This is a genomic window from Castellaniella hirudinis, assembly GCF_042651965.1.
Taxonomy (GTDB): Bacteria; Pseudomonadota; Gammaproteobacteria; order Burkholderiales; family Burkholderiaceae_B; genus Castellaniella; species Castellaniella hirudinis.
In genome coordinates, this window is sequence record NZ_JBHSDY010000002.1 from 91,085 (window position 1) to 111,841 (window position 20,757).

Here is a 20,757-nt window from a genome sequence, read left to right on the forward strand (position 1 = left end):
GATCAGGCGGAACGCCGGAACACCAGCCGGTCGGCGGTGGATTCGCGCGGCGCGTAGGCATAGCCCTCGGACGTGAAATCCCGCAGGCCGGCGACGTCATTGATGCCATGATCGATGACGTGGCGCGCCATCAGGCCGCGCGCCCGCTTGGCGTAGAAACTGATGACCTTCCAGGCGCCGTTTTTCTCGTCCTGGAACACGCATTCGACCACACGCGCATTCAGCGCCTTGAGGTCCACGGACTTGAAGTATTCGCCCGAGGCCAGGTTGAGCAGAATGCGGTCGCCGGGCAGCGCGTCCAGGCGCCGGTTCAGCTCGCCGGCAATGCGGTCGCCCCACCAGGCGTACAGGGTGGCGCCCCGCTCGGTCCGCAGCCGCGTGCCCATCTCCAGCCGGTGGGGCTGGATCAGGTCCAGCGGCCGCAGCGCGCCGTACAGCCCGCTGAGAATCGCCAGGTGCGCCTGCGCCCAGTTCAGTTGCGCATCGGACAGTTCCGGCGCGCGCAGGCCCTCGTAGACGTCGCCGTTGAAGGCCAGGACGGCCTGGCGCGCATGACGGGCGTCAGGCGCGTCCACCCAGGCGGCATAGCGGTCGGCGTTCAGGCTCGCCAGGGCGTCGGACAGGCCCATCAGGCCCGCCAGATCGCCCGCCGACAGCGTCTGCAGCGTCCCGATCAGCGCCCGCGTCTGCTCGGGGAACACCGGCTGCGACTGCAAGGTCGTGCGTACCGGCGTGTCATAGTCCAGCTTCTTGGCCGGGGACAAGACCATCAACATGCGGCGTCCCTCGGCGTCAGCGGGCGGTCCAGCCGCCGTCGATGGACAGCGTGGTGCCGGTCATCTGCGCGGCGGCGTCCGAGGCGATGAAGACCGCCGCCTGGCCCAGTTGTTCAGGCGTGACGAATTCCAGGGACGGCTGTTTTTCGGCCAGCAGTTCCTTGGCGGCGGCTTCGATGTCGATGCCCTTTTGCTGCGCGATCGCCTGGATCTGCTTTTCGACCAGGGGGGTGCGCACCCAGCCCGGGCAGATGGCGTTGCAGGTCACGCCCGTGCCGGCGTTTTCCAGTGCGGTGACCTTGGTCAGGCCCACCACGCCGTGCTTGGCGGCCACATAGGCCGACTTGTTGGCCGAGGCCACCAGGCCGTGCGCCGAAGCGATGTTGATGACACGGCCGAATTTCTGCTGCTTCATCGTCGGCAGCGCGGCGGCGGTGCAATGGAACACGGCCGACAGGTTCAGGGCGATGATGGCGTTCCACTTGTCGGCGGGAAAGTCCTCGATCAGGTCCGTGTGCTGGATGCCGGCGTTGTTGACCAGGATGTCGAGGCCGCCCAGCGCCTTGATCGATTGCGCGATGAAGTCGCGCGCGGCCTGGCCGTCCATCAGGTCGGCGTTCAGGTACGCGGCCTTGACCCCGAAGTCCTTTTCCAGCCCGGCGCGCTCACGCTCGATGGCGGCGGCCTCGCCGAAACCATTGATGACCACGTCGGCGCCCTGGCGCGCCAGTTCACGGGCAATGGCCAGACCGATGCCGCTGGTGGAACCGGTGACGACCGCTTTTTTACCTTTGAGCATGATGCTCTCCTTCCGCAAGAATTCGGGAAAAACCACCGGATCAGTGTAACGCGGTGCGGCTGAATGCCGCCTTGCACCTCCATGGAGGCGCTGCTAATATGAACGCCGTCTGGAGATGGCATTCCTCCATGAAACCGCCGCGCATTGCGGCTGATGATGCCTACGGCCTTCGGCTCACCGCCGGACCGTAGGCATTTTTCATTTTCATCACCGGAGTCCTCATGCCCGCATCCCTGCTTGCCATCTCTCTGGGCGCATCGCTCGGCGCCATCCTGCGCTGGGTGCTCGGGCACGCCCTGAACGGCGTGTTCCCCGCGCTGACGCTGGGCACGCTGGCGGCCAACCTGCTGGGCGGCTACATCATCGGCATCGCCATCGCCGTGTTCGGCGGACACGCGGGCCTGTCTCCCCAGATGCGGCTGTTCGTCATCACGGGCTTCTGCGGCGGGTTGACGACCTTCTCGACCTTTTCCGCCGAACTGGCGGTGATGCTGGAACAAGGCCGATTGGGATGGATGGCCGCCGCGATCATCCTGCACGTCGCAGGATCATTGATCATGACCCTGCTGGGCATGGCCACGGTGGCCTGGCTGCGCGCCCTGTCCTGAAGACCGTCAGCCGGCCGCCTTGGCCATTTTGGCCGCCTTGCGGCCGGCCAGCCAGCGGCCCAGGATCACGACCAGCAGCGCACCGGCGGCTTCCACAGCCAGTTTCAGCGCCGTGGACGGCGTTCCCAGGTGCTCGATGACCATCACGTCGGTGACCAGCATGCCGCCCGCGATCCAGCCCAGCAGACCGCCGCCGAACGTCACCACCAGCGGATAGCGATCGATCAGCTTCAGCACCAGCGTGCTGCCCCAGACGATGATGGGCACGCTGACCAGCAGGCCGAAGATCACCATGCCGATCTGATGGCTGGGATCAGCGCCCTGGGCCGCTCCGGCAATGGCGATGACGTTGTCCAGGCTCATGACGAAATCCGCAATGATGATGGTCTTGATCGCTGCGAGGACCGAGGAGCCCCCGTTGATCTTGTCGTGATGACCGTCATCGGGCAGCAGCAGCTTGACGCCGATCCAGAGCAGCAGCAGCGCGCCGGCGATCTTCAGGAAGGGGATGTTGAGCAGCGTCAGGGCAAAGGCGATCAGCGCCACGCGCATGATGATGGCCCCGGCGGTGCCCCACAGAATGCCCTTCATGCGCTGGGCGTGCGGCAGATTGCGGCAGGCCAGGGCAATGACGACGGCATTGTCGCCACCCAGCAGGATGTCGATCAGAATGATCTGGAAAATACCTGCCCAATGTAGCGTTTCGAGAAATTCGAGCATGAAGATCCTCTGGTGAGAGATGGTCGGTTATTGAAACGAACCGCCTGGAGGATCAAGCCATTTTCATGGCGGGAAGACGAACCTTGCCCTAGGCGGCAAGGTCTTGCTCGCAACCGGAATCTGTTCGAAGGATTCCCTGGGTTGCCCGGGCACCGGGTGTTGCGCGCGAAGCGCAAACGCCGTCATGACGATGCCGCGGAAAGTGAGCTACTCCCCTTGAAGACGCCATTATAGACGAATTCAAGCGCGAGGGGCTCAATCCGGCCCGGCCGCCACGCAGCGATCACGCCCCTGACGCTTGGCCTCGTACAGCGCGGCATCGGCCTGCGTGATCAGCGCCGCCGAGCCGCTGGCGCCGTGCTCGCCAGAGTTGGGCACCTGGCTGCACACGCCGGCGCTGATGGTCACCCAAGGCCCCGCCATGGAATCGGCGTGCGGCATCTGGACGGCGCGCACGGCGTCCACCATCTTCCGGGCTATCGAGGCAGCGCCTTCCGCGTCGGTGTCGGGCAGCACCGCGACCAGTTCCTCCCCGCCATAACGCGCCACCAGATCCGTACCCCGACGCAAGCAGCTCTTCACGGCGCGCGCCACCGCCTGCAGGCAGGCATCGCCCTGCTGGTGACCATAATGATCGTTGTACCGCTTGAAGCAATCCACATCGATCATCACCAGCCCTACCGGGCGCTGAGCGCGGCGCGCCAGGGCGCAGATCTGCTCCAGCCATTCGTTGAAATGCGCGCGATTGGCGATGTCCAGCAGCGCATCGGTACGCGCCAGGGTGTTCAGGCGCGCATTGGCGTCTTCCAGTTCGCGGGTGCGCCGGGCGACGCGCTCTTCCAGGTGCAGGTTGGCATCGATCAGTTGCGCATTTTGTTCCGACAGCGCGGAATAGAGCTTGCCCACCATTTTGATGAGCACCTGGGCGCTGTGATCATGCGAATTACGTTCGCGTTCATACGCTTCCCCGGGGCTCAGACCCCGGCGGATCAATGCCATCTGCCGCGCCATGCTCTGGTCGATGCCCAGGATGTGCAGCCCCAGCCAGGACGTCAGAAAATCAATCAACGCGGTGCCCGCCTTGGTGTTGCCCATGTAGGCACGGCGATTCCCCTGCCCACGCACCTGATCCACGAACTGCTGATGGGCCATGCGATGGCCCTCGACATGGCGTTCGTCCAGGCGGAACCGCATCATCATCCCTTCTTCTTCACGGAAATGATATTCGGCGTAGGACAGCAGCCGGGCGTAGATATCGGCCAGCAACGTCTCATCGCTGCCTGCGGGTGAAAGCAAGGCCGCATTCAACTCATTGAACAAATTGATCAAAGCATGATGCTGTTCATCCACGGAATCCAGCCCCGTGACGAAACCGCCATCCCACGCGAAAACGGTATCCATGCCAGCCGCCTGTCCCGGTATTCGAAATAGATAAGCCAACATACTAAACGCTGCTCCCGGTGGCATGACGACGCCGGGCAGAAGTCTTGATATGGATTAAGAAATACCATCCTGCGCGAGAGCTTCCGGCATCACGCGCGATCCGAGCTTGGGATAAGATGACGGGAACTCGCAGGACAGGATTCGCCACACATCAAAGGGGTTTCTCATGCCGGGCCGTATTGCCATTCACCTGAACGACGACACCGTTTGCGAACGCCGCATGGACATCGGCCTGCGGCTGGCCAAAGAACGCGGGGCGCAAGCCGTCGGGGTCTACCCCTCGGCCAGCGTCGCCGGCCTGCAGCAGGATGAAAACATCCTGCCCCAGGACGTCCGCGCCAAACTGCGCACACGCCGCGACGAGCACCGCGAAGCCACCCGCGTCCAGTTCCTCGACAAGGCCCAGGCGCTGGGCGTCCAGGCCCACTGGCGCGCGCCCCACGGCGACGCCGAGGACGGCCTGACCCTGCACGCCCGCTACTGCGACCTGATCGTCATGAGCAAGGCGGATACGACCGACAGCCTGTCGTCGCTGCGGCTCAACCTGCCGGAAGCCGTGGTCATGGCCTCCGGCCGCCCCGTGCTGCTGCTGCCCAATTTCGGCACCATCGACACCATCGGCCAGCGCGTCCTGTTCTGCTGGGACCAGCGCCGCGAAGCCGCCCGCGCCTTCTCCGACGCGGCGCCGCTGCTGCGGCACAGCCAGGCGCTCACCATCGTGGAAATCGACCGCGACGACAAGCTGGCGCGCGACCTCGACATCCACGAAAACGACCTCGCCGACTACTGCGTCAGCCTGGGCTATCCCAAGCCCAAACACGTGCTGAAGGACAGCAAGGGCTACGGCGTCGGCAACGTCATCCTGAACACCGCCACCGATACCGACGCCGACCTGATCGTCATGGGCGCCTACGGCCACAGCCGCATGCGCCAGTGGATCATGGGCGGCGCCACCAGCACCCTGCTGTCCACCCTGACGGTGCCGGTGCTGCTGGCGAATTGAGGTCTTGACCGGATCGATCGGGCCTTTTCCCCCTGGAGTTCTGCTTGCTGCACCGGTTCGAAAGCCTGCTTGATCCGTTCCCGCCCGAGGACGCGCCCCCGCCGCCCAAAGGCCTGTTTCCCTTCTTGTGGGCCTGCACGCACGGCGCGCGCCGCGCCATTGCCGCGCTGGCGCTGCTGAGCGCGGGCGTTTCCATCTACGAAGCCTGGCTGTTCGCCTTCCTGGGCCAGGTGGTGGACCTGCTGGAGGCCTGGCGGACCGGGGCCGAGGCCGCCGCGCACGCCCAGCGCGTGCTGTGGGGCATCGCCGCCATCCTGGTCGCCAGCATCGCCCTGGTGACGCTGCGCACCCTGATGCAGCACCAGGTCCTGGCCATCAACCTGCCGCTGCGCTTGCGCTGGAATTTCCACCGCCTGATGCTGCGCCAGAGCCTGGCCTTTTTCTCCAACGAATTCGCGGGCCGGGTCACGACCAAGGTCATGCAGACCGCCCTGGCAGTGCGCGACGTGCTGCTGACCTTCAGCGAAATCGTGCTCGGCATCGGCGTGTATTTCATCACCCTGATCGCCGTGGCGGGCGGCTTCGACGGGCGGCTGATGCTGCCCTTCATCGGCTGGCTCGTCCTGTACGGCCTGGCCATGGCGTATTTCGTGCCGCGCCTGGGCAAGGTCGGGCAGGAGCAGGCCCACGCCCGCTCATCCATGACCGGGCGCGTCACCGACGCCTACGCCAACATCGCCACCGTCAAACTGTTCTCGCACACCCGGCGCGAAGCCTGGTTCGCCCGCGCCGCGATGGAAGATTTCCAGGACACCGGTTACCGCCAGATGCGGCTGGTCAGCCAGTTCGAAATCGTCAACCAGACGCTGGTGGCGGTCCTGATCCTGTCGACGGGCGGCTACGCGCTGTGGCTCTGGCACGGCGGGCACGTCGGCACCGGCGCGGTCGCCGCCGTCACGGCCATGGCCTTGCGGGTCAACGGCATGTCGCACTGGATCATGTGGCAGATGGCCTCGCTGTTCGAGAACATCGGCACCGTGCAGGACGGCATCGCCACCCTGACCCATCCGCCCAAGGTGCTGGACGCGCCCGACGCCCAACCGCTGAAAATCAGCCGTGGCGAAGTCGTCTTCGAACAGGTGTCCTTCAACTACAACGGCGAACGTCAGGTCTTCGACGGACTCGACCTGCACGTGCGTCCCGGCGAAAAGATCGGCCTGGTCGGCCGATCCGGCGCCGGCAAATCCACGCTGATCAATCTGCTGCTGCGCTTCTACGATGTGGACGGCGGCCGGATCCGGATCGACGGCCAGGACATCGCCCACGTGACGCAGGACAGCCTGCGCGGCGCCATCGGCATGGTGACGCAGGATACCTCGCTGCTGCACCGCTCGATCCGCGACAACATCGCCTACGGCCGCCCCGACGCCGGGGACGAAGCGATCCGCACGGCCGCGGTGCGCGCCCAGGCCGATGAATTCATCCAGCAACTGGGCGACCCGGGCGGCCGCCGGGGTTACGACACCCTGGTGGGCGAACGCGGCGTGAAGCTGTCCGGCGGCCAGCGCCAGCGCATCGCCATCGCCCGCGTGATGCTCAAGAACGCGCCCATCCTGCTGCTGGACGAGGCCACCAGCGCCCTGGATTCGGAGGTCGAGGCCGCCATCCAGGAAAGCCTGGACGAGATCATGCAGGGCAAGACCGTCATCGCCATCGCCCACCGCCTGTCCACCATCGCCGCCCTGGACCGGCTCATCGTCCTGGACGAAGGCCGCATCATTGAACAGGGCAGCCACACCGAACTGCTGGCGCAAGACGGCGTGTACGCACGCCTGTGGCGCCACCAGAGCGGCGGCTTTCTGGCGCAGGACATGGACGACGTCGCCACCGGGACGGCCTGACCCGCGTCCGCGCCGGTGTGCCGCCTGGTGCTCAGCCGTACGCCCGCACGAAGAACGCCACGGTGATGAAAGCGGTCAAGAGCAGCGTCCCGGCCCGGACGATCGGGGCCGGGATGCGTTTGCCCAGCAAGGCCCCGCCATAGCCGCCCAGGATGGCGGCCACCAGCATGATCAGGGTTTCGCGCCACTGCACCGCGCCGGCCGCGATGAAGATCAGCACCGCCATGGTGTTGGCGGCGGTCACCATCAGCGTGCGCGGCGGATGCATGCTTTTGATGTCGTGCGTGCCCAGCAGGCCCCAGACCGCCATCATCATGATGCCGACCGCGCCGCCGAAATAACCGCCATACACCCCCAGCCCGAATTGCAGGCCCAGCACCAGGGCCGGGCGCACGCGCCAGCGCGCGCGCATCCATTCGCCCAGGCGGCGGCCGAACCCCAGGGCAAAGGCCGCCACCAGCAGCAGCCAGGGCAGCACCAGGTCGAAGGCCCGTGTGGAGGTATGCAGCAACAAGAAGGCGCCCGCGATGCCGCCCAGCAAGGTCGCCACCAGCAGTGGCCGCAGGCCGACGTCGCCCACGCCGACGAGCCCGTCGCGGTAGGCCCAGGCGCTGGCCATGCCCCCGGGATACAGCGCAACCGTGCTGGACGTATTGGCCAGCACCGGCGGCACGCCGGCGGCGATCAGGGCGGGCAGGCTGACGAACGAGCCGCCGCCGGCCAGGGCGTTCATGGCGCCGGCCGCCACGCCGGCCCCCGCGACCAGGATCAGAGGGTCCATCGGACGGACGCGGAACGGTCGAGGATGAGGACGAGCGGCATGGGGTCTCCGGGGCGGTTGGACAGGCGAGAGTCATCCAGGACCGGAGGCCGATGCGGCAGGCCCCGATCCAATGCGAAAGCGTACTGTCCAGCCCCACGATCCTGCAAGCCTGCCGGTTTTCGTCCAGCCGGACATCAGGGAAAGCCCTTTATCCACCATGAAACCATGGTGCGCAGGCATTCGTTCAGACAAAATAACAATCAGTCATACTTTCACCCACACTGGAATCTCTCTCCACAGTCTTCGTGGCGGCTCCATGCGCCCGGATGGAGCCGGTCGGCCGGCAAGGTTCAATCTCCGTGGAAAACGCCAGCATGCTCTTCGATATCGTCCACACCAGCGGCACCGTGGTCTATTTCATCTTCGTGATCCTGTTCTGGTGGATGAGCCGCGTGCCCAGAACCGATCCGGGCGCGGGCTGGTGGGCCTGCGCGCTGCTCAGCATGGCGTCCGCACGGCTGCTGCTGTTCGCCCTGGAAGGCATCGCCACCCCACGCACGGTCACCCTCACCTATGCCGCATTCATCTGCCTGGAAAAAGTCCTCTTCGTCCTGGGCCTCATCCGGTTCCTGAAGCTGGGCATCCGCGACCGCTGGATATTCGGGCCCGCCGCGCTCATGGGCCTGTGGACGGGCGTCGCCTGGCTGACCCCCGCCTCCCTGTCGGCTTACAGCATCGGCCTGACCGCGTTCAACGCCGCCGCACTCGCCTTCGCGGCCGCCTGCTGCCTGCGCCAGCGCCACGCGGTGTCCGGCCGCCTCATCCTCGTCACGGCGCTGGTCTCCGGCGTGCTCGCGCTGCACTGGACCACCTTTCCCCTGGCCTTCTTCCAGGCCCACTGGCGGATCATCGGCCTGGCCATCGGCTCCGCCCTGTCCCTGGTCCTGTATCTGTCGCTGCTGGCCAACGTCCTGCAGCAACTCCAGCACCGGCTGCTGGACGCCGAAGCGCACGCGCTCGAACTGGCCTACTACGATCCCCTGACCGGGCTGAACAACCAGAACTACCTCGGCAAGCTGTTCGAGCAGGCCTTGCTGCTGGCGACCCGCCCCCACCATTTCGTGGCCGTGTTCTACATCGACCTGGACAACTTCAAGCCCATCAACGACAGCGCGGGGCACCGGACAGGCGACGAGGTGCTGAAAGCAGTCGCCCGGCGGTTGAAGGCCTGCACGCGCAGCACGGACATCAGCGCCCGCATCGGCGGCGACGAATTCATCGTCGTGGCCACGCAACTGGAACAGAACGCCCAGATCGACCTGATCGCGCGCAAGCTGCTGGCCCGCCTGAGCGAGGACATCACGATCGAAGGGGCGGCCTACACCCTGGGCGCCAGCATCGGCATCAGTCTGTACCCGGCGCACGGAACCTCGCTGACCGCGCTGATCGAAGCCGCCGACGCAGCGATGTACCAGGTCAAATACCACGGCAAGCACGGCTATGCGATCCACGGCCGCGACGGGCCGCGCAGCGCAGAGGCGGCCAGCGCCGCCTAGTGTGGCGAACGCAGCACGAATTGAGTGATCTCGGACGGCCGTCCCAGACGGATCGCCAGGCCGTTCCACAGACCCGTGCCATTGCTGACGTACAACTGCATGCCGCCCACCTGGTACAGGCCGGACACGAAGCCCGCGTTGGCCCACTTCGTCAACAGGTGTGGTCCCAGGATCTGCCCGCCATGCGTGTGGCCGGACAATTGCAGCGCCACCCCGGCCTGCGCGTGCTGCGCCGCGCCCTCCGGGCGGTGGTCCAGCAGGATCACCGGCACGCCCGGCTCCAGGCCCTTCAGGGCTGCGTCCAGGTCGGGACGCGGCAGCCCGAACGGCACCGCTTGGCGGTCGGTGATTCCGGCCACCGCCAGCGCGGCGTCGCCGCGCCGGATGAGGACGTGGGCGTTCTCCAGCATGTCCAGACCCAACGCCCGGTAGGCCGCCATCCAGCGCTGGTAGTCGGCGTAGTACTCGTGATTGCCGGGGATCGCCAGCACGCCGTCGCGCGCCCGCAAATCATGCAGGGGGTGCACGTCGGCCGCCCGAGCCTCGGGCGAGCCGTCGGCCAGGTCGCCCGTGATCACGATCAGGTCGGCATTCAGGGCATTGGCCTTTGCCACCACGGCTGCCTGCCAGTATTCCGGCAACAGGCGGCTGGCATGCAAATCGGTCAGTTGTACGAGGCGGTAGCCATCGAAGGCCGGCGACAGGCCGGGCAGCGTCAGTTCCAGGGTCTTGACGTCAGGCACCCGGACCGCCTGCCAGATGCCGAGGGTCGCCAGGATCAGGGCCAGCGCGCCCAACGACAGGTGCAGCGCCCGCCCGCCCAGGATGGCCCGCCCTGCGTCGCGCGCCACCAGGAACACCAGCCCGCCCGCCACGTCGCGCAGCAGCAGGAGCATCGCCAGCAACAGGAACGCGCCAAAGGCCCAGCCCAGGCCGATGAGGACGCCCTGGGGCAGTTCCGGCGACGCCAATGAACCAAAGAAGCGGCTGGTGAACCAATGGTACTGGGCCACCAGGAAGATCAGCAGCGCCAGGGCGACCCGCGTGCCGACCCCGCACGGCAGGGGCCAGATGAAACGCCCCAGCACGTACAGCCAGATGGCGCCGGTGATGAACGGCAGCGTGGAACCCATGGATCGACCCGGAATGCGAAGGAAAGCGTCATGTTAACAACATCACGCTTCCGGCCGATCCATTCCGGGATGCGTGCCGCGCGGGTCGAAGATCAGCGGGCGGGCGCTCTGGAGACCGGTTCAGGGGGCTGAATCAGGGATGCGTCGCAGAGATTCGTCTCAGGGATTTTCGAGGGCCCGATTGATGCGTTCGGGCTCCACCGCCGAAACGCCCTCGATCGCGGCCAGGGCGGCCAGCAGGTTTTCCTCGATGCTGCCGGCGATCACGCCGACGGCGACCAGTTCCCGCTCCACCGTCAGCCCCGCTTGGCGGCAATGCTCCACGACCTGGGGATAGCGGTCGCGCCAGGTTTCGTGCACCAGCACTGTCAGGTGGATCCGGGCCATGTCACGTCTCCGTCATGTCAGTCATGTTTCCGATGGCGCCTGCACCAGGCCGGCGCCCACATCACGGGCGGAATCCTGCAGGGCCCGGGCGGACTGCGCCAGCCGCTCGCCCAGGCGGGCGGCGCGCGCGTCCGGGTCGGCCTGCGCGTGCAGCGCGGCCACGCCCGCCACGAACGGCGTCGCCATGCTGGTGCCGCTGATGCTGTTGTACAGCTCCGGCGCGGGCCAGGACGACAGGATGTCCACGCCGGGCGCCGCCACGTTCACCTCGCCGCCGTCGCCTTCCAGCCCGGCGCAGGAAAACGGCGCCACACGCAATTGCTCATCGACCGCGGCCACCGCCAGGATCGAAGGGCAATTGGCCGGATGGCCGACCGGCGCGACGGATTCCGGCCGATGGCTCTCGTTGCCTGCGGCCGCCACGATCAGGGTGCCGGCGGCCAGCGCGCGCCGGGCGACTTCTTCGAACACGGCCGAATAGCCCTGCCCCGGCTGCACCGGACTGCCCAGCGACATGGAGACGATGTGGCAACCGTGCTCGACGGCCCAGTCGATGCCTTCCAGGATGCCGCTATCGCCGCCGCTGCCTTCGTCGCCCAGCACCTTGCCCACGTACAGTTCCGCCTCGCCGGCCACGCCGTAACGGGGCTGCGAAGCGGGCGCCGCCGGACCGGCTGCGATGCCCGCGCAGTGCGTGCCGTGGCCGTTGCCGTCCTGGACGGGCTGGCCTTCCACGAAGGACTGCGACACGATGTCGCGGCCGGCGAAATCCGGATGGGACAGGTCCAGGCCGGTATCCAGCACCGCGATGCGGATGCCCTTGCCCGTATAGGGCGAGGCATCCGCGCCCACCGCATGCACGCCCCAGGTCGCGCTCGCCTTGGCCTGCCGGCCGGCCTGTCCGCGCGCGGGGGCCGGCGCGCGGGCCCCCGCGGCAATGGCATAGACGGTGCGTTCGGGCTCGATCGCCAGGATGGCGCTGTTCCCGGCCGCCGCCGCATCGACCAGGCGCTGCCGGGTCTGCTCGGTGCACTGCACGCGCGCGACGCCGATGCGATCAAAGACCAGGACGCAGGGGGCGGCCCGCTCGGCCGTCGTCGCGCTCGAACGGTTGATCACGGTGACCTGGGTCAGTTCGGCGAGCGCACGGGCGCCCCCGACGGGGTCATCCGGACGCAGCAGGACGAGATAGCGCGCTGCCGCGACCCGGGCTGTGGACTGTGTGCTCGGCATGGATTGCTCCTCGCTGTCCGCTGACGGGATAAGCCACATTAGCACGATGCCCCAGGCCGGACAGCCCCTGGAAATGCGCGCTTTCAACATGATGGATCCTGCCATGACCCTGTCGGCCGCCCCGCGCCGCCCAATATGAACGCCGGATGAACGACGACTTCACGAAGGATTCAGGCGCCGGACTCCATACTGCCTCCATCACCGATCCGCATCGGTCCGCGCACAAGGAATCACGTATGAAAATTCGAACCATCCTGACCGCTTTTCTCGGTATCCTGGCCCTGGCCTGGGCCTGGGACGCCTTGGTCCTGAACCCCATGGCAGGCGACTGGCCGTGGGTGGTCCGCAAACAGGCGATTTACCTGAGCGGCGTCTGGGCCATGGGCCTGATGTCCCTGGTCATGATCCTGGCCACCCGCCCCGCCTGGCTGGAGCCGGCGCTGGGCGGCATGGACCGCATCTACCGCCTGCACAAATGGGCCGGCATCCTGGCCATCGTCCTGGGCGCCCTGCATTGGCTGCTGGAACTGGGCGGCGGCACCCTGCGCGCCCTGATCGGCGCCGCTGTGAACAAGCCGCCCAAGGTCGCCGTGCCGGACTTCATGACATCCAGCCACGGCCTGGCCAAGGACGTCGGCGAATGGGTGATCTACGCCCTGCTCGTCTCCCTGGTCATCACGCTGTGGAAGGCCTTCCCCTACAAGTCCTGGCGGCTCCTGCACCGCGTCATGCCCCTGCTCTACCTGGCCCTGGTGTTCCACTCCGTGGCCCTGACGCCGCTGGTCTGGTGGACGCAGCCCCTGGGCCTGATCATGGGCGTACTGATGCTCGCAGGCAGTCTGTCGGCCATTCCCGCCCTGCGCCAACGCATCGGCCGGCGCCGCCGCCACGCCGGACGCATCGAGTCCGTGCGTGCCCTGCCGGCCGGCATTACGGAAGTGACCTGTGCCATGGACGCCGGCTGGCCCGGCCACCGGGCGGGACAATTCGCCTTCGCCACCTTCGACCCTCGCGAAGGCGCCCACCCCTACACCATCGCCAGCGCCGACTCGGCCGACGCCCGCCGCCTGACCTTCCAGATCAAGGCGCTGGGCGATTACACCCGCGATCTGGCGCAGCGCCTGGAACCCGGCCGGCCGGTCCAGATCGAAGGCCCCTACGGCCGCTTCGACCACCGCCGAGGCGACGCCCGCCAGGCCTGGGTGGCCGGCGGCATCGGCATCACCCCGTTCCTGGCCTGGCTGGAATCGCTGCAGGCCCGCCCGGACAGCGCGCCCCAGGCTCAACTGCACTACTGCGTCCGGGACGCCGCGCACGATCCCTTCATCGAACGCCTGCGGACACTCTGCGCCGCCCTGCCGCACATCACGCTGCACGTCCACGATGCCGGCGCCGGCCAGCGCCTGGACGCCGAAACCCTGCGCCGCGCAGCCGACGCCCGCCCCGGCGACGCCCTGGACGTCTGGTTCTGCGGCCCGGCCGGCCTGGCAAAGCATCTGGAAGCCGGTTTGCGGTCCCTGGGACTGAAGGATGTTCCGGTGCACCGGGAGGCGTTCGAGATGCGATGAAAAGTATCGTATAATGCTGGACTTGGCCTGGGGCACCCCAGGCCCCAGTCGTCACCGGCGCAATGGCAGAGTGGTGATGCAGCGGATTGCAAATCCGTGTACGTCGGTTCGATTCCGGCTTGCGCCTCCAGGCTTTACAGAGATTTGATGATTCGCAGTGTGGGGGATTTTTGACATACCCCAGATAATGCCCGCCACTGAGCGGGCTTTTTTGTGTCTGGATTGAGGGTGCTACTGGCCGCGCCCGAGACGATGCGTTCCAAGCCATGGGAGAGACGGAGGCTTGGTTTGAGGTGCGGGTGGCAAAGCCACGTCCGATGAAAACACATCTCCACAATGCTAAGCGGCCCAGAGACAACTGATACAAAGTAAAGCTAGCTATCCATCTCTATAAGTCCCAGACTGAATGAAACGAGGCAGCAATCACTCAAGGCCGATAACTAATCTAACAGATTGTGCCAACGCCTCTATAAAAATCGCATGCTTAGCGCGTGCGGCCCTTTGCACACTGATTTCGTCGAAATCGGAACGTTTCGCGATGGGCAACCCTGGCTCAGATGTGCATAACAAACCGGCCAGGCTACTTGGAGCCCTTATGATCCTCTACCTCTCGCCCGCTGGCGTTTTCGCCCCGAAACTTCAGGCAGCAGACATGGATTGCCCGCCGTCGCCCCCCTCCCCGTTCGACGAGCTCGAACGCAACAGGCGCCGTATTAAGCACCGTGCCCATTTTCTCAAGCTGATGAAAGAAAAATTCCCTGGATTGCCCTACTAAACCTGCAATCTGGCCACGCAGTGGTACTGCCAAACTCTTAACCTAACACCCATGCCATCAACCCATTTTGGGCGACGGCAACCGAAATCTCGGAGTACACCATGGAACAAATCAGACCCCTCAACACCCCTTCCGCCAACGAGAAGAAGGATGAATTGCAACCGAAGCCCGCCCCCAAGGGCGGTCCTCAGGAATCCACTGGGCATGAGCGCAAGGATCAAGCGCCGAAAAAGTAACGGTAGCCAAAAGGCTACTGGAGGAAGACCCAGCAATCCTTCCTTCATCTGCGCCACCAGCCGCCTTCGGGCGGCTTTTCTTCGCTCTCACCAGCGTGGCCCTATTTGCAGTGCCGAAACTGATAGCGCTCGTTCGACAGGATGCGCTCCTGATACTTGCGATCCAGCCGCTTGGCCTGGTCCCCAGGCATATCCACCACCCGGTACACGTCGCAGAAATTACCGGCGACGGGCGCGGTGCAGCCGGTCAAACTCGTCAGGCAGAGAATCATCATCCAGCCGATCCACTTCATTGGCCACGGCATCGGCCTCTCGTTTTGCTTGCTGATCACGTCGCATTACCTCCGTTTCTGCCTCTTGCCTGCCCGCGGACTTGCCCGACTGCCAGATAGCCAGCGCCGCGACGAGCGCAGCACCGGCCCCGGCGACCCAGGGCCAGATGCGGCCCCACAGGCTGGTAAAAAATGCGGCGATCATGATTCCTCCTCAGCCGCCCAGTCGCCCCACCCCCAGGCCCGCTTGTCCTCAGTCGGATGATCGTCGGCGCGCGGGCGGCTCGCGCATGACCAGCCACGCCCCCGCACATCCCACAGATGACGCCAGCCAGCAGCCCGCAGGCTGGTGCCGGGTTCACTGGCCAGCGTGTATGTGATGCCCCGCCGATATCCCAGCGCCAGGGCTACGCGGCGAGAAGCGCCCAGCAGGGCGCTGCATGCGTTGCGCGTGCCGTCCGTGCACACTCTGGTCACCTCGACCGTCAGGCCATCAGCCAGTGCGCGCGCCACCGGGCGGCCAGCAACCGCCACGCCCACCAGGCGGCCATCAGCATAGGCGGCCTGCTGCCATATGGAGCCGACCGGCGGCTTGTGGTGCCGGTGGTGCCGGGAAATCCACGCGAACGCCTCGCGCTGTCAGGCGGCATTGGAAGGGGACGGCGAAAGCCGCGCTCAAGCCCTGGTGGCGTCGTAGCCAGGGAGACGATCTGACGGAAACCAGCCGCCAGACGCTGTGCAAATCAGCGACCCGCGCCCAGGCATCGCGGCATCTTGCCGGGCGCGGAGTTATCCGAAATCAGCTTGGAAGCAGGCTGATTCCTGATGACACTCAATACAGGCCGCTACCGGTCCGAGTGCATCTGAATTGCTTTGGTCCAGCGCGACTCCAGGTCGTCAATCTTGACCTGGAGTTCTCGATGCTTGGCTGCGGTCTTTTTAAGCACAGCCCTGGCAATAACCAGGGCATATGCCCCCGACCCGGCAAAAACACACACGCCGAAATTCGCAATATCCGCATTCGTGGGTTCCGCAACCCGATACATGAAATGGTATAGGCCCGTGAAAAAGACGATGAAAAGCCAGAGCACTGTCCCGTTCTCAAGAACCCTTCTTGCTCTCCAACTGATCTTATCTGGCGTCCTTTTGGTCTGTGCTGCGGGAAACATGATGACCAGCTGGATGACAGCTACAACCAACGTGATCGTGGCAATCACCGCCATAAACACTTCCATTTTTGTCGTCATTTATTGGCTCCACTCCAAGGCAGAGCCATAGCTTAAGACAAGGAGTCCACCATGTCCGCATTCTGCGTATTCGGCATGACCGAGCCGCTGGCAAAGGCGCTAGCTGCCAAGAAAAGCCCCCTCCGGAAGCAAGATGACCACCGCCTGACGCCTCGATGAAATCGAGGCGTGGCGACACGACGAGGCCAAGCGGATCTTCTCAAAGGGCCGCGCCCGTCAGGTATCCGCCCTGTTCGACGCGCCGCAGTTCTGCGAAGACTGGATGGCTTTGGCCCGGCGCACCACGAAAACATCCCGCCTGAAAACCATGGTCCGCAACATCAAGCGAGACGGCGCCGGAAACCCGGTATTGAACAAAAAGACGAAGCGCCCGGTGATGGCCTGGTGCCCGCTTTGAAAACGCCTGCATGACTCGGATATGAGTAGTGCCGAGGTCCAGGCCGCACCCGATTGCGTCAAGTCGGGAAAACAACAGGGGGCCAATGTTTCAAAGGCCCCCTTCACATCCAATCTGATTAGATCGCTTTAACCTTCGTTGCGCTGGGGCCTTTTGGGCCTTGGCCGACGACGAATGAAACACGCTGGTTTTCATTCAACGTCTTGTGACCAGATCCTTGAATTTCGCTGAAGTGTACGAAGAGGTCCTTCCCGCCATCATCGGGCGTGATGAAGCCGAAGCCCTTGTCGTTGTTGAACCACTTAACGATGCCTGTTGTTTCCACAGTAATTCCTAGAGAGTACGGGTCTGACGAGTGTACTCCGCTAGGGCCTCGCCAGACTGCGATAAGTCGGGGCCATCGCACAGGCTGACGAACTGACCCCAGAGATTAATCCTAGCGGTGACGTTTGCCGGGATTTTTCTTGTGGTGAGTGTGCGCGCCACGCTCTTTACTCACATGTCGGCCGCTGCGAGTGCTAAGGGTCACGCCTTTGGGATCGACGGGACGGGGAGTGCGCTTACGGTCGGCTTCAGTAACGATCTTGTTGCCCATGAAAACCTCTCTCAAGTTTATGTAAATCCCGTCATTGTCACACATTTGCACTCAAACGACAGCATGTACGGCGTCACCTCGTCCGCCAGAACGCCGGGGCCAGCAACAAAGGAGAACGCCATGGGCGGCGATGCAGCGTAGCGGCGCAACCCGGCACCACCACCAAATTTCAGACCTTCAGCAGACCGTACCGGGCTGCCGCCTAGTGCTGTCTGCCGAGGGCTGAACTCCTGAACCCGCCAATACCGCCCCGTGCACACGGGCGTGACGGCGGGGAACGCAAGCAACCCTCGACCTTTTGGAGACTGACATGAGCGCTCTCGACTCGCTTTTCATGTGGCTTTCGCTGATTTCCTGCGCCGCCGTTGGCGACCATGCCTGGGTGAGTCGCATCCGCCCTGCCCAGGCGGCCGATCCGGCCTGCGACCGGAAGGCGGCCGAGATTGAGCGGCAGATCGGATATGCCCAGGGAGCCGGGAACCGCGCCCGCCTGGACGGTCTGCGGAAGGCGCTTGCCGCGAACCGCGAGAACTGCACCGACAGCCGGTTGATCGAGGGACTGAAACAGGACATCGCGGAACAGCAAGAAGAAATCGACGCGCTACGCGCCGAGGTCCGCGAAAAAGAATCCGAAGGGCGGTACGACAAGGTCAAGAAACTCGAGCGCAAGCTGGCGGACGCACAGCAGGACCTGAAGGATCTCCAGCAGTCGCTGGCGGAGATGGGCAAGCCATGAAAAAACCGGGCCTCCTGCTTCAGGAGGCCCGGCTATTTCGTGCTTTCCCGCGCATCCCCGCCGAAGGCGGAAATGCGCCGGAGATCAGAGCACCTGGATCTTGGTGGCCTGGGGTCCCTTCTGTCCGGGTGCGGACACGAAGGAGACACGCTGGTTTTCTTCAAGGGACTTGTGGCCGGAGCCCTGGATCTCCGAGTAGTGCGCGAACAGGTCCTTGCCGCCGGATTCGGGCATGATGAAGCCGAATCCCTTTTCGCTGTTGAACCATTTCACGATGCCGATTTCTGTAGTCAATGTCATTCCTAAAGGATAAAAGGGAAATATTCCCCGCCCCCACTATGGGGGCTTGTTGCGTGCGGCACAATCTCGATTTCAATTTGTCGCAAACACGGTACCGGGCGGATACGGCGCGACAGGCGCTTGCAGACGCGATCGCGCCGGCCTGGCGGGCAGCGCGCGCGCCCGGATATAACTGAAGGCCTCGGCCTTGGCGAAGTCGACCGCCGCCTGGGCCGATTCGAAGCGCGGCGTGAACCGCATCAGGCGATCCTGGGTCATGCTGGCATGGCCGCTGCGAATCGAGACGGAGGCGATATACCGCCCGGTCTGATCGCGTCGGACCAGCGGAGAAACCAGGTACTTGCCGACCTGTATGGATGGATACATGAAAACCTTTCGATGCCGGCGACAACGGCCTGGCATCCGATGAAAACAATGAGAGCGCGAAGCGCGTGCGGTTGAACTCTACCCGCGGCTGGCCCGCAGGGGTGTTCGCTGCGGGCGAGAGGCTGCCGAAACGGAAAACCCGGGGGCCGGGAATGCCTGGCAAAGGAAGAAGGACAGAATCGTGTGCCGCGCGTTTTTCATGGAATCATTCTGCACGTCGCGGCAAACTCCTGGAAGTATACTACATGGAGACCATGTTCACCCATTTTTTTGGTATCACCCTCGAAACAGAAATCGAGAAGCTGGTCTCCAACCGACCCCGGGAAACCCCATGCGGCACATCCTCGTCTATTCCGACTCGCTCACCTGGGGCATCGTGCCCACCACGCGGCAGCGGCTGCCGTTCGAGCGGCGCTGGCCGGGGGCGATGGAGATCGGGCTGCGTGCGGCCGGGCATGATGTGCGGGTGATCGAGGATTGCCTGAACGGTCGGCGCACGGTCTGGGATGATCCTTTCAAGCCGGGCCGGAACGGGCTGGAGGGCCTGGCCCAGCGCATTGAAATCCACTCGCCGCTGGACCTGGTGATCCTGATGCTGGGCACCAATGATTTCCAGTCCATGCACCCGCACAACGCCTGGCATTCGTCGCAGGGCATCCTGGCGCTGATCGACGCGATCCGCACGGCGCCGATCGAGCCGGGCATGCCGGCGCCGCGCATTCTGGTCGTCGCGCCGCCCGCGATCCGCACGCCCAAAGGCCCCATCGCGCCCAAATTCGCCGGAGGGGAACACAAGTGCCAGGGGCTGGCCGAGGCCTACCGCATGGTCTGTGAACAGACCGGGTGCGATTTCTTTGACGCCGGCAGCGTCACCCCGTCCAGCGAGGTCGATGGCGTCCATCTGGACGCCACGCAGCATCTGGCGCTCAGCCAGGCGCTGTGCGGCATCGTCGGCGATCTGCTCGACCGCGTCGACAGCGCAGCCACGGCCTGAGCCGTCCGAACCACGGCACCGCAACACCGCCGCCTGCAGCCTCCAGGCAACGGCACCTCGCCCGCTACCCCAGCGCCGTATCCAGAAACATCATCACGGCGAAGCCGGCCATCAGGCCGACGGTGGCCGCTGTCTGGTGGCCATTGCGATGGGTCTCGGGGATGACTTCGTGGGACACGACGAAAATCATGGCGCCGGCGGCCAGTCCCAGGCTGACGGGATAGGCGATGGGCAGGCCGCTGGCGATGCCGACGCCCATCAAGGCGCCCAGGGGCTCCATCAGGCCGGAGGCGACGGCGACCAGGACCGCTCGCCCGATCGGCAGGCCGATAGCGCGCAGCGCCAGGGCCACGGCCAGGCCTTCGGGGATGTCCTGAATGGCGATGGCCGTGGTCAGCGGCAGGCCGACTGCCAGGTCGCCCCGGGCGAAGCCCACGCCGATTGCCATGCCTTCGGGCAGGTTGTGCAGGATGATGGCGAACACGAACAGCCAGACGCCGCCGATGCGCGCGGCGGCCGGGCCATGGGCGCCGGAACTTTCGTGCTGGTGGGGCGTGAAGAAATCCAGCCCCAGCATCAGCAACACCCCCAGGCCCAGGCCGACGGCGACCGTCAGGGCCGCGCCCGTGCCGCTGTCCAGCAGATCACGGGCGGCGTCCAGGCCGGGCAGGATCAGCGAAAACGAGCTGGCGGCCAGCATCATGCCGGCGGCGAATCCCAGCATGCAGTCCTGGGCGCGCGTCTCGACGGACCGCAAGCCCAAGGCCAGCAAGGCGCCCAGGGCCGTGGCGCCGAAACCGGCCGCGCCGCCCAGGGCCGCATAGCCCAGGTAGCCCCGCTTTTCTTCTGAAAAAGATTCCGCGCCGCCGCCGAGCAGCAGCCAGAACATGGCCAGCAATGCCACCCCCAGGCCCAGGGCCGCGATCCGGTGCTCACGCAGTTGACGCAG

23 protein-coding genes, 1 tRNA gene, 1 pseudogene and 1 riboswitch are annotated in these 20,757 nt (G+C 65.3%); of the genes and pseudogenes, 10 read left to right on the forward strand and 15 right to left on the reverse strand.

Annotation, left to right across the window (positions count from 1 at the left end; translation table 11 throughout):
* Positions 1 to 2: 2 nt before the first annotated feature.
* Positions 3 to 776 carry a peroxide stress protein YaaA gene (gene yaaA / locus ACFO0J_RS02655; protein ID WP_376811509.1) on the reverse strand — a complete coding sequence of 258 codons (774 nt, stop codon included), beginning with the start codon at positions 774 to 776 and terminating at the stop codon, positions 3 to 5.
* Between the two features lie 16 nt (positions 777 to 792).
* Positions 793 to 1,575: a 3-hydroxybutyrate dehydrogenase gene (locus ACFO0J_RS02660; RefSeq protein ID WP_376811510.1), complete on the reverse strand. Its 783-nt coding sequence runs from the start codon at positions 1,573 to 1,575 to the stop codon at positions 793 to 795.
* A gap of 102 nt (positions 1,576 to 1,677) precedes the next feature.
* Positions 1,678 to 1,745, forward strand: a riboswitch (Fluoride riboswitch).
* Positions 1,746 to 1,796: 51 nt separating this feature from the next.
* Here ACFO0J_RS02660 and crcB point away from each other — a divergent pair.
* Positions 1,797 to 2,183, forward strand: coding sequence for a fluoride efflux transporter CrcB (gene crcB, locus ACFO0J_RS02665; protein WP_376811511.1), 387 nt, complete (start codon positions 1,797 to 1,799; stop codon positions 2,181 to 2,183).
* A gap of 6 nt (positions 2,184 to 2,189) precedes the next feature.
* Here crcB and ACFO0J_RS02670 read toward each other — a convergent pair whose 3' ends face one another.
* Both ACFO0J_RS02670 and ACFO0J_RS02675 read right to left on the reverse strand, forming a co-directional pair.
* A complete protein-coding gene (locus ACFO0J_RS02670; protein WP_376811512.1) occupies positions 2,190 to 2,903 on the reverse strand; it encodes a TerC family protein in 714 nt (237 codons plus the stop codon).
* Positions 2,904 to 3,158: 255 nt separating this feature from the next.
* A complete protein-coding gene (locus ACFO0J_RS02675) occupies positions 3,159 to 4,304 on the reverse strand; it encodes a GGDEF domain-containing protein (RefSeq protein ID WP_376811513.1) in 1,146 nt (381 codons plus the stop codon).
* Between the two features lie 208 nt (positions 4,305 to 4,512).
* Between ACFO0J_RS02675 and ACFO0J_RS02680 the strand changes: the two genes are divergently transcribed.
* Together ACFO0J_RS02680 and ACFO0J_RS02685 are read left to right on the forward strand one after the other, a co-directional pair.
* A complete protein-coding gene (locus ACFO0J_RS02680) occupies positions 4,513 to 5,349 on the forward strand; it encodes a universal stress protein (protein WP_376811514.1) in 837 nt (278 codons plus the stop codon).
* Between the two features lie 44 nt (positions 5,350 to 5,393).
* Positions 5,394 to 7,250: an ABC transporter ATP-binding protein gene (locus ACFO0J_RS02685; RefSeq protein ID WP_376811515.1), complete on the forward strand. Its 1,857-nt coding sequence runs from the start codon at positions 5,394 to 5,396 to the stop codon at positions 7,248 to 7,250.
* Between the two features lie 31 nt (positions 7,251 to 7,281).
* Here the strand turns inward: ACFO0J_RS02685 and ACFO0J_RS02690 are convergent, their stop codons facing one another.
* On the reverse strand, positions 7,282 to 8,031 hold the full coding sequence (locus ACFO0J_RS02690) for a sulfite exporter TauE/SafE family protein (protein ID WP_376811516.1): 750 nt from the start codon (positions 8,029 to 8,031) through the stop codon (positions 7,282 to 7,284).
* 356 nt (positions 8,032 to 8,387) lie between these two features.
* On the opposite strand from ACFO0J_RS02690, the gene ACFO0J_RS02695 reads away from it, so the two are divergent.
* A complete protein-coding gene (locus ACFO0J_RS02695) occupies positions 8,388 to 9,569 on the forward strand; it encodes a diguanylate cyclase domain-containing protein (RefSeq protein ID WP_376811517.1) in 1,182 nt (393 codons plus the stop codon).
* Here ACFO0J_RS02695 and ACFO0J_RS02700 read toward each other — a convergent pair.
* The 3 genes from ACFO0J_RS02700 to ACFO0J_RS02710 form a co-directional block, all read right to left on the reverse strand.
* Entirely contained in the window at positions 9,566 to 10,702 is a 1,137-nt protein-coding gene (locus tag ACFO0J_RS02700) for a metallophosphoesterase (RefSeq protein ID WP_376811518.1), read from the reverse strand. The genes ACFO0J_RS02695 and ACFO0J_RS02700 overlap by 4 nt on opposite strands.
* Positions 10,703 to 10,861: 159 nt before the next feature.
* The gene (locus tag ACFO0J_RS02705; protein WP_376811519.1) at positions 10,862 to 11,089 is read right to left on the reverse strand and encodes a hypothetical protein; all 228 of its coding nucleotides are present in this window, start codon (positions 11,087 to 11,089) and stop codon (positions 10,862 to 10,864) included.
* Positions 11,090 to 11,110: 21 nt separating this feature from the next.
* Entirely contained in the window at positions 11,111 to 12,322 is a 1,212-nt protein-coding gene (locus ACFO0J_RS02710) for a S8 family serine peptidase (protein ID WP_376811520.1), read from the reverse strand.
* A gap of 236 nt (positions 12,323 to 12,558) precedes the next feature.
* Between ACFO0J_RS02710 and ACFO0J_RS02715 the strand changes: the two genes are divergently transcribed.
* The 4 genes from ACFO0J_RS02715 to ACFO0J_RS02730 all read left to right on the forward strand — a co-directional run bounded on the left by ACFO0J_RS02715 (position 12,559) and on the right by ACFO0J_RS02730 (position 14,901).
* Positions 12,559 to 13,890, forward strand: a complete 1,332-nt coding sequence (locus tag ACFO0J_RS02715; RefSeq protein WP_376811521.1) for a ferredoxin reductase family protein — start codon at positions 12,559 to 12,561, stop codon at positions 13,888 to 13,890.
* 56 nt (positions 13,891 to 13,946) lie between these two features.
* Positions 13,947 to 14,020: transfer RNA gene (locus tag ACFO0J_RS02720), tRNA-Cys, on the forward strand.
* 465 nt (positions 14,021 to 14,485) lie between these two features.
* A complete protein-coding gene (locus ACFO0J_RS02725) occupies positions 14,486 to 14,665 on the forward strand; it encodes a hypothetical protein (protein ID WP_376811522.1) in 180 nt (59 codons plus the stop codon).
* 101 nt (positions 14,666 to 14,766) lie between these two features.
* The gene (locus tag ACFO0J_RS02730; RefSeq protein WP_376811523.1) at positions 14,767 to 14,901 is read left to right on the forward strand and encodes a hypothetical protein; all 135 of its coding nucleotides are present in this window, start codon (positions 14,767 to 14,769) and stop codon (positions 14,899 to 14,901) included.
* A 219-nt stretch (positions 14,902 to 15,120) separates the two neighbouring features.
* On the opposite strand, the gene ACFO0J_RS02735 is transcribed toward ACFO0J_RS02730, so the two are convergent.
* The 4 genes and pseudogenes from ACFO0J_RS02735 to ACFO0J_RS02750 form a co-directional block, all read right to left on the reverse strand.
* Positions 15,121 to 15,378 carry a hypothetical protein gene (locus ACFO0J_RS02735; RefSeq protein ID WP_376811524.1) on the reverse strand — a complete coding sequence of 86 codons (258 nt, stop codon included), beginning with the start codon at positions 15,376 to 15,378 and terminating at the stop codon, positions 15,121 to 15,123.
* Positions 15,375 to 15,797 (reverse strand): annotated as a pseudogene (locus ACFO0J_RS02740) (XF1762 family protein); the annotation flags it as partial. The pseudogene ACFO0J_RS02740 and the gene ACFO0J_RS02735, both read right to left, overlap by 4 nt.
* A gap of 221 nt (positions 15,798 to 16,018) precedes the next feature.
* Complete coding sequence (locus ACFO0J_RS02745) at positions 16,019 to 16,420, reverse strand: hypothetical protein (protein ID WP_376811525.1); 402 nt, start codon at positions 16,418 to 16,420, stop codon at positions 16,019 to 16,021.
* Between the two features lie 515 nt (positions 16,421 to 16,935).
* Positions 16,936 to 17,142, reverse strand: a complete 207-nt coding sequence (locus ACFO0J_RS02750) for a cold-shock protein (protein WP_376811526.1) — start codon at positions 17,140 to 17,142, stop codon at positions 16,936 to 16,938.
* 580 nt (positions 17,143 to 17,722) lie between these two features.
* Between ACFO0J_RS02750 and ACFO0J_RS02755 the strand changes: the two genes are divergently transcribed.
* Positions 17,723 to 18,148 (forward strand): DUF1090 domain-containing protein, encoded by a 426-nt coding sequence (locus tag ACFO0J_RS02755; RefSeq protein WP_376811527.1) that lies wholly within the window; start codon positions 17,723 to 17,725, stop codon positions 18,146 to 18,148.
* A gap of 84 nt (positions 18,149 to 18,232) precedes the next feature.
* Here the strand turns inward: ACFO0J_RS02755 and ACFO0J_RS02760 are convergent, their stop codons facing one another.
* Positions 18,233 to 18,442, reverse strand: coding sequence for a cold-shock protein (locus ACFO0J_RS02760; RefSeq protein ID WP_376811528.1), 210 nt, complete (start codon positions 18,440 to 18,442; stop codon positions 18,233 to 18,235).
* A gap of 78 nt (positions 18,443 to 18,520) precedes the next feature.
* Positions 18,521 to 18,814 carry a hypothetical protein gene (locus ACFO0J_RS02765; RefSeq protein WP_376811529.1) on the reverse strand — a complete coding sequence of 98 codons (294 nt, stop codon included), beginning with the start codon at positions 18,812 to 18,814 and terminating at the stop codon, positions 18,521 to 18,523.
* A gap of 331 nt (positions 18,815 to 19,145) precedes the next feature.
* On the opposite strand from ACFO0J_RS02765, the gene ACFO0J_RS02770 reads away from it, so the two are divergent.
* Positions 19,146 to 19,808: an SGNH/GDSL hydrolase family protein gene (locus ACFO0J_RS02770; protein ID WP_376811530.1), complete on the forward strand. Its 663-nt coding sequence runs from the start codon at positions 19,146 to 19,148 to the stop codon at positions 19,806 to 19,808.
* 64 nt (positions 19,809 to 19,872) lie between these two features.
* Here ACFO0J_RS02770 and ACFO0J_RS02775 read toward each other — a convergent pair whose 3' ends face one another.
* On the reverse strand, positions 19,873 to 20,697 hold the full coding sequence (locus tag ACFO0J_RS02775) for a ZIP family metal transporter (RefSeq protein WP_376811986.1): 825 nt from the start codon (positions 20,695 to 20,697) through the stop codon (positions 19,873 to 19,875).
* Positions 20,698 to 20,757: the final 60 nt, after the last annotated feature.

Coding starts and splice junctions, on each gene's coding strand:
- ACFO0J_RS02730 (WP_376811523.1), top strand. CDS start 14,767: ATGGAACAAATCAGACCCCTCAACACCCCTTCCGCCAACGAGAAGAAG.
- ACFO0J_RS02700 (WP_376811518.1), bottom strand. CDS start 10,702: ATGGGTTCCACGCTGCCGTTCATCACCGGCGCCATCTGGCTGTACGTG.
- ACFO0J_RS02765 (WP_376811529.1), bottom strand. CDS start 18,814: ATGTATCCATCCATACAGGTCGGCAAGTACCTGGTTTCTCCGCTGGTC.
- ACFO0J_RS02670 (WP_376811512.1), bottom strand. CDS start 2,903: ATGCTCGAATTTCTCGAAACGCTACATTGGGCAGGTATTTTCCAGATC.
- ACFO0J_RS02715 (WP_376811521.1), top strand. CDS start 12,559: ATGAAAATTCGAACCATCCTGACCGCTTTTCTCGGTATCCTGGCCCTG.
- ACFO0J_RS02745 (WP_376811525.1), bottom strand. CDS start 16,420: ATGACGACAAAAATGGAAGTGTTTATGGCGGTGATTGCCACGATCACG.
- yaaA (WP_376811509.1), bottom strand. CDS start 776: ATGTTGATGGTCTTGTCCCCGGCCAAGAAGCTGGACTATGACACGCCG.
- ACFO0J_RS02775 (WP_376811986.1), bottom strand. CDS start 20,697: ATGTTCTGGCTGCTGCTCGGCGGCGGCGCGGAATCTTTTTCAGAAGAA.
- ACFO0J_RS02770 (WP_376811530.1), top strand. CDS start 19,146: ATGCGGCACATCCTCGTCTATTCCGACTCGCTCACCTGGGGCATCGTG.
- crcB (WP_376811511.1), top strand. CDS start 1,797: ATGCCCGCATCCCTGCTTGCCATCTCTCTGGGCGCATCGCTCGGCGCC.
- ACFO0J_RS02660 (WP_376811510.1), bottom strand. CDS start 1,575: ATGCTCAAAGGTAAAAAAGCGGTCGTCACCGGTTCCACCAGCGGCATC.
- ACFO0J_RS02690 (WP_376811516.1), bottom strand. CDS start 8,031: ATGGACCCTCTGATCCTGGTCGCGGGGGCCGGCGTGGCGGCCGGCGCC.
- ACFO0J_RS02675 (WP_376811513.1), bottom strand. CDS start 4,304: ATGGATACCGTTTTCGCGTGGGATGGCGGTTTCGTCACGGGGCTGGAT.
- ACFO0J_RS02680 (WP_376811514.1), top strand. CDS start 4,513: ATGCCGGGCCGTATTGCCATTCACCTGAACGACGACACCGTTTGCGAA.
- ACFO0J_RS02710 (WP_376811520.1), bottom strand. CDS start 12,322: ATGCCGAGCACACAGTCCACAGCCCGGGTCGCGGCAGCGCGCTATCTC.
- ACFO0J_RS02725 (WP_376811522.1), top strand. CDS start 14,486: ATGATCCTCTACCTCTCGCCCGCTGGCGTTTTCGCCCCGAAACTTCAG.
- ACFO0J_RS02735 (WP_376811524.1), bottom strand. CDS start 15,378: ATGATCGCCGCATTTTTTACCAGCCTGTGGGGCCGCATCTGGCCCTGG.
- ACFO0J_RS02755 (WP_376811527.1), top strand. CDS start 17,723: ATGAGCGCTCTCGACTCGCTTTTCATGTGGCTTTCGCTGATTTCCTGC.
- ACFO0J_RS02695 (WP_376811517.1), top strand. CDS start 8,388: ATGCTCTTCGATATCGTCCACACCAGCGGCACCGTGGTCTATTTCATC.
- ACFO0J_RS02705 (WP_376811519.1), bottom strand. CDS start 11,089: ATGGCCCGGATCCACCTGACAGTGCTGGTGCACGAAACCTGGCGCGAC.